The organism is Hydrogenophaga sp. (assembly GCF_028698005.1).
In the GTDB taxonomy this organism is placed as follows: Bacteria; Pseudomonadota; Gammaproteobacteria; order Burkholderiales; family Burkholderiaceae_C; genus Hydrogenophaga.
In genome coordinates this window covers 1-4,996 of the sequence record NZ_JAQVEJ010000191.1, presented here as the reverse complement: position 1 = coordinate 4,996, position 4,996 = coordinate 1, and the positions used below count along the sequence as shown (strand labels likewise).

Genomic DNA, 4,996 nt, shown 5'->3' with positions numbered 1-4,996 from the left:
CAGCTCGATGGCCATGGCCGTGGCCTCGCCACCGCCGATGCACAGTGTGGCCACGCCCTTGCGGCCACCACGTGCCTGCAGCGCATGCAGCAGCGTCACCAGGATGCGCGCGCCGCTGGCGCCGATCGGGTGGCCCAGCGCGCAGGCACCGCCGTTGACGTTGACCTTCTCGTGCGGCACACCGAGGTCGGCCATCAGTGCCATCGGCACCACGGCAAAGGCCTCGTTGACCTCCCACAGATCCACGTCGGCCACGGCCCAGCCGGTCTTCTTCAGCAGCTTCTCGGTGGCGAACACGGGCGCCGTGGTGAACCAGTTGGGCGCCTGTGCGTGCGTGGCGTGGCCGACGATGCGCGCCAGCGGCCTGAGCCCCTGCGCCTGCGCCGTGGCGGCGCGCATCAGCACCAGAGCGGCCGCGCCGTCGTTGATGGACGAGCTGGAAGCGGCGGTGATGGTGCCGTCCTTCTTGAAGGCCGGGCGCAGCGTCGGGATCTTGTCGAGCCTGGCCTTGCCCGGCCCTTCGTCCACGGCCACCACGCGCTCGCCGCCGCGCTCCTTCACGGTCACCGGCACGATCTCGGCCGCGAAGGCACCGCTGGCGGTCGCCGCCTGGGCGCGCTGCACCGACGCGATGGCAAAGGCGTCCTGTTGCTCGCGTGTGAACTGGTACTTGGCGGCGCAGTCCTCACCGAAGGTGCCCATGCTGCGGCCCGGTTCGTAGGCGTCTTCCAGGCCGTCCAGCATCATGTGGTCGAAGATGCGGTCATGCCCCATGCGGTAGCCGCCACGGCCCTTGAGCATCAGGTAAGGGGCATTCGTCATGCTCTCCATGCCGCCGGCCACCATCACCTCGGCGCTGCCGGCCCGCAGCATGTCGTGCGCCAGCATCGTGGCCTTCATGCCCGAGCCGCACATCTTGGACAGCGTCACCGCGCCGGCCGACAGCGGCAGCCCGGCCTTGAGTGCGGCCTGCCGCGCCGGCGCCTGGCCCTGCCCCGCCATCAGACAGTTGCCGAACAGCACCTCGTCCACCTGCCCGGGTTCGACACCCGCCCGCTCGATGGCCGCCCGGATCGCCACACCACCGAGGTCGTGGGCCGACAGGCTGGCGAAGTCGCTCTGGAACGCGCCCATGGGCGTGCGCGCGGCGCCGACGATGACGATGGTTTCCGGGGATGTCTGGCTCATGGGAAGTCTCCGTTTGCAAAGTGAAAGGAAAGCGGGAAATGGATTCAGGCCGTGGCGCCCTGGCGGGTCTCGACACGAAAGCGCCGGGCCTGGTCGTAGGGGAAGACATCGTGCAGATAGCCCTGCGCGATGCGCCGCTGGTGCTGCTGCCAGAACGCCGGATCGAGCAGGTCGGCATGGTGCGCCATGAACACCTCGCGCACCAGGGGGTGGCCCAGCAGGAACGGCGCGAAGGTCTCGGGAAACACGTCGTGCGGGCCAACCGGGTACCAGACCTCGCCCGAGAGTTCGTCCTCCTCGCAGCGTGGCGCCGGCACGGCGCGGAAGCAGCAGTCGGTCACATACTCGATTTCATCGTAGTCATAGAACACGACCTTGCCCTGGCGCGTGATGCCGAAGTTCTTCCACAGCATGTCGCCCGGGAAGATGTTGGCGGCCACCATGTCCTTGATGGCGTTGCCGTAGTCCACCACCACACGCCGCAACTGCTCGCGGGCGCGCCGCTGCGCCACGCCGTCGGCGCCGCCCTGCAGGGTATCGAGCAGCTCCTGCAGGTAGAGGTTGAGCGGGATCATGCGCCGCTCGATGTAGACATGCCGCAGGATCACCTCGTTGCGGCCGTCACCGTCGCGGTCGCTGATCTCCAGCTGGCTCGGCGCGTAGCGCCGGATCTCCTCGATCAGCTCGTCGCTGAAGCGCTCGCGCGGGAAGGCCACGAGCGAGAACTCCAGCGTGTCGGCCATGCGGCCGACGCGGTCATGGCGCTTGACCAACTGGTATTTGGCGCGCACCTGTTCGCGCGTGGTCTCCTTGGGCGGCGGGAACACGTCGCGGATGATCTTGAACACGAACGGAAAGCTCGGCAGATCGAACACCAGCATCACCAGGCCCCTGATGCCGGGGGCGATGCGGAAGCGGTCGGTGGAATGCCGCATGTGGAACAGGAGGTCGCGGTAGAACAGGGTCTTGCCCTGCTTGGCCAGGCCCAGTGCGCTGTACAGTTCGGCGCGCGGCTTGCGCGGCATCAGGTGGCGCAGGAACTGCACGTAAGCGCTGGGCACCTCCATGTCGACCATGAAGTGGGCGCGCGCGAACGCGAACAGCATCAGCAGATCGTCCTCGCCGAACAGCGCCGCGTCCACAAACAGGCGCCCCCGGTCGTTGTGCAGGATGGCCAGGGCAAACGGCACCTCCTGCACGCCGTTGAGAATGCGCCCGATCACGTAGGCCGCCTTGTTGCGGAAGAACAGGCCCGAGAGCGCCTGGAACTGGCAGTTGGAGCGCAGCCGACCGTGGTCGAAATGCTGCTTCATCGCGCCGAGCACGAGGGCTGCGTCGCGGTCCAGGTCCTCGAAGGGCACGTGCAGGTCGAAGTCCGCCAGCAGGCGCCGCACGTCGGCCAGCATGCTCCCGGATGTGGGGTAGTAGCAGCGGTAGGTGGGTGGCGCACGCGGTTCGTCGTTCTCGATGTACTCGGTCGAGATGGCCGGACGCACGAAGATGAAGTCGTTGTGGAAGTAGTCGCGCCGCAGGATCTTGGTCGTGACCGAGTTGAAGAAGGTCTCGGCCAGTTCGGGCTGGTGGTGATTGACCAGCAATCCGATGTAGTGCAGCTTGACCTGCTCCCACACCGGCATCGGCTGCCGGTCGGCGGCGAACTCCCTGGTCAGCCGATTGACGCACTCCTTGACGCGCAGGTCGTAGAACTCGATACGTTCACGCTGCGCGCGCTGCTGGCCGGCCCAGTCGCGCGTCTCGAAGCGGTGTCTGGCGCGTGCCGTCTCGGCACGGAACAGACGGTAGTGGCGGTTGAATCCGTCCAGCATCGCCCGGGCGATATCGAAGGCGACACCGGAATCCAGGCGCTGCGGGAACATGGATCGTCTCGCAGGGAAAGCCCGGCCCTGCCGTCAGCCGCGCTGGCGCTCGGCCACCATCGCCACGGCCCGCTGGTGGATCTCATGCAGACCGCCGACACCCGGCACGGTCATCTGCAGATTGGTGATGTGGCCGTTCTGCAGGCTGTAGCACCAGCCGTGCAGGGTCACGCTCTGGCCCCGGGCCCAGGCATCCTGCATCACCGTGCTCTGCGCCACGTTGACGACCTGCTCGATGGCATTGAGCTCGCACAGCACGTCATGGCGCCACTGCACCGGCGTCGCCTTGAGCAGGGCATAGTGCTTGTCGCGCACGTCACGCACATGCCGGGTCCAGTTGTCCACCAGGCCCAGGCGCAGGCCCTCCAGCGCCGCCAGCACCCCGCCGCAGCCGTAGTGCCCCACCACCATCAGGTGCTCGACCTTGAGCTGGTCCACCGCGTACTGGATGGTGGACAGGCAATTCAGGTCGCTGGGCACCACCACGTTGGCCACGTTGCGGTGCACGAACACCTCGCCCGGCTCCAGACCCGTGATCTGGTTGGCCGGCACCCGGCTGTCGGAGCAGCCAATCCACATGTACCTGGGGTTTTGCTGCGCCAGCAGCCCGGTGAAAAACCCCGGGCGTTCGCGCTCCATCCGGTCGGCCCACTCCCGGTTGTGGACAAACAGATCGTCGATGGAGGTCGTTCTCATGAGGTGTTCCTTGGCTGCCGGCGTATCGCCGATGGTGGGCAGGGCAGGCCGCGGCCGCTCAGCAGGTCTCCGCGAACAGTTCGCGGCCGATCAGCATGCGGCGGATTTCACTGGTACCCGCGCCGATTTCGTAGAGTTTCGCATCTCTCCACAGGCGGCCCAGCGGGTACTCGTTGATATACCCATTGCCGCCATGGATCTGCAGCCCCTCGCCGGCCATCCAGGTCGCTTTCTCCGCGCACCACAGGATCACCGAGGCGCAGTCCTTGCGCACCTGGCGCACGTGATCGGTACCCAGCAGGTCGAGGTTCTTGGCCACCGTGTAGGCAAAGCTGCGCGCCGCCTGCAGCACGGTGTACATGTCGGCCACCTTGCCCTGGATGAGCTGGAACTCGCCGATGCTCTGGCCGAACTGCTTGCGGTCGTGGATGTAGGGGACCACGTTGTCCATCACCGCCTGCATGATGCCCAGCGGACCGCCGGTGAGCACGGCGCGCTCGTAGTCCAGCCCGCTCATCAGCACCTTGGCGCCCATGTTCAGGCCGCCCAGGATGTTTTCCTCGGGCACTTCCACGTCCTGGAACACCAGTTCGCCCGTATGGCTGCCGCGCATGCCCAGCTTGTCGAGCTTTTGCGCGATGGAAAAGCCCTTCATGCCCTTCTCGATCAGGAAGGCCGTCACGCCGCGGGCGCCGAGCTCGGGCTCGGTCTTGGCGTAGACCACCAGGGTGTCGGCGTCGGGGCCGTTGGTGATCCACATCTTGGAGCCGTTGAGCAGGTAGTAGCCCCCCTTGTCCTCGGCCTTGAGCTTCATGCTGATGACGTCGGAGCCGGCGCCCGGCTCGCTCATGGCCAGCGCACCCACGTGCTCGCCGCTGATCAGCCTGGGCAGGTACTTGGCCTTCTGGGCGTCGGTGCCGTTGCGGTTGATCTGGTTCACGCACAGGTTGGAGTGCGCGCCGTAGGACAGGCCCACCGAGGCGCTGGCGCGACTGATCTCCTCCATGGCCACCATGTGGGCCAGATAGCCCATGTTGGCGCCGCCGTACTGCTCGGGCACGGTGATGCCCAGCACGCCCAGCTCACCCATCTTGCGCCAGCAGTCCATGGGGAACTGGTCGCTGCGGTCGATCTCGGCCGCGCGCGGGGCGATCTCGGCCTGGGCAAAGTCGCGCACCGCGTCGCGCAGGGCATCGATGTCCTCGCCAAGCTGGAAATTGAGGCCGGGCAGGTTG

General features: G+C 67.0%; 4 protein-coding genes. All 4 read right to left on the bottom strand.

What is annotated here, in order from left to right; all coding sequences use genetic code 11:
* Window positions 1-1,188: acetyl-CoA C-acyltransferase (locus PHQ87_RS14355; RefSeq protein WP_300235762.1), on the bottom strand; the 1,188-nt coding region annotated here is incomplete at its 3' end.
* Window positions 1,189-1,232: 44 nt separating this feature from the next.
* Entirely contained in the window at window positions 1,233-3,065 is a 1,833-nt protein-coding gene (gene aceK, locus PHQ87_RS14350; RefSeq protein WP_300235759.1) for a bifunctional isocitrate dehydrogenase kinase/phosphatase, read from the bottom strand.
* A gap of 33 nt (window positions 3,066-3,098) precedes the next feature.
* The gene (gene can, locus PHQ87_RS14345) at window positions 3,099-3,761 is read right to left on the bottom strand and encodes a carbonate dehydratase (protein ID WP_300235757.1); all 663 of its coding nucleotides are present in this window, start codon (window positions 3,759-3,761) and stop codon (window positions 3,099-3,101) included.
* Between the two features lie 58 nt (window positions 3,762-3,819).
* On the bottom strand, window positions 3,820-4,996 hold a 1,177-nt coding region (locus PHQ87_RS14340), incomplete at its 5' end, for an isovaleryl-CoA dehydrogenase (RefSeq protein ID WP_300235754.1).

Coding starts and splice junctions, on each gene's coding strand:
- can (WP_300235757.1), bottom strand. CDS start 3,761: ATGAGAACGACCTCCATCGACGATCTGTTTGTCCACAACCGGGAGTGG.
- aceK (WP_300235759.1), bottom strand. CDS start 3,065: ATGTTCCCGCAGCGCCTGGATTCCGGTGTCGCCTTCGATATCGCCCGG.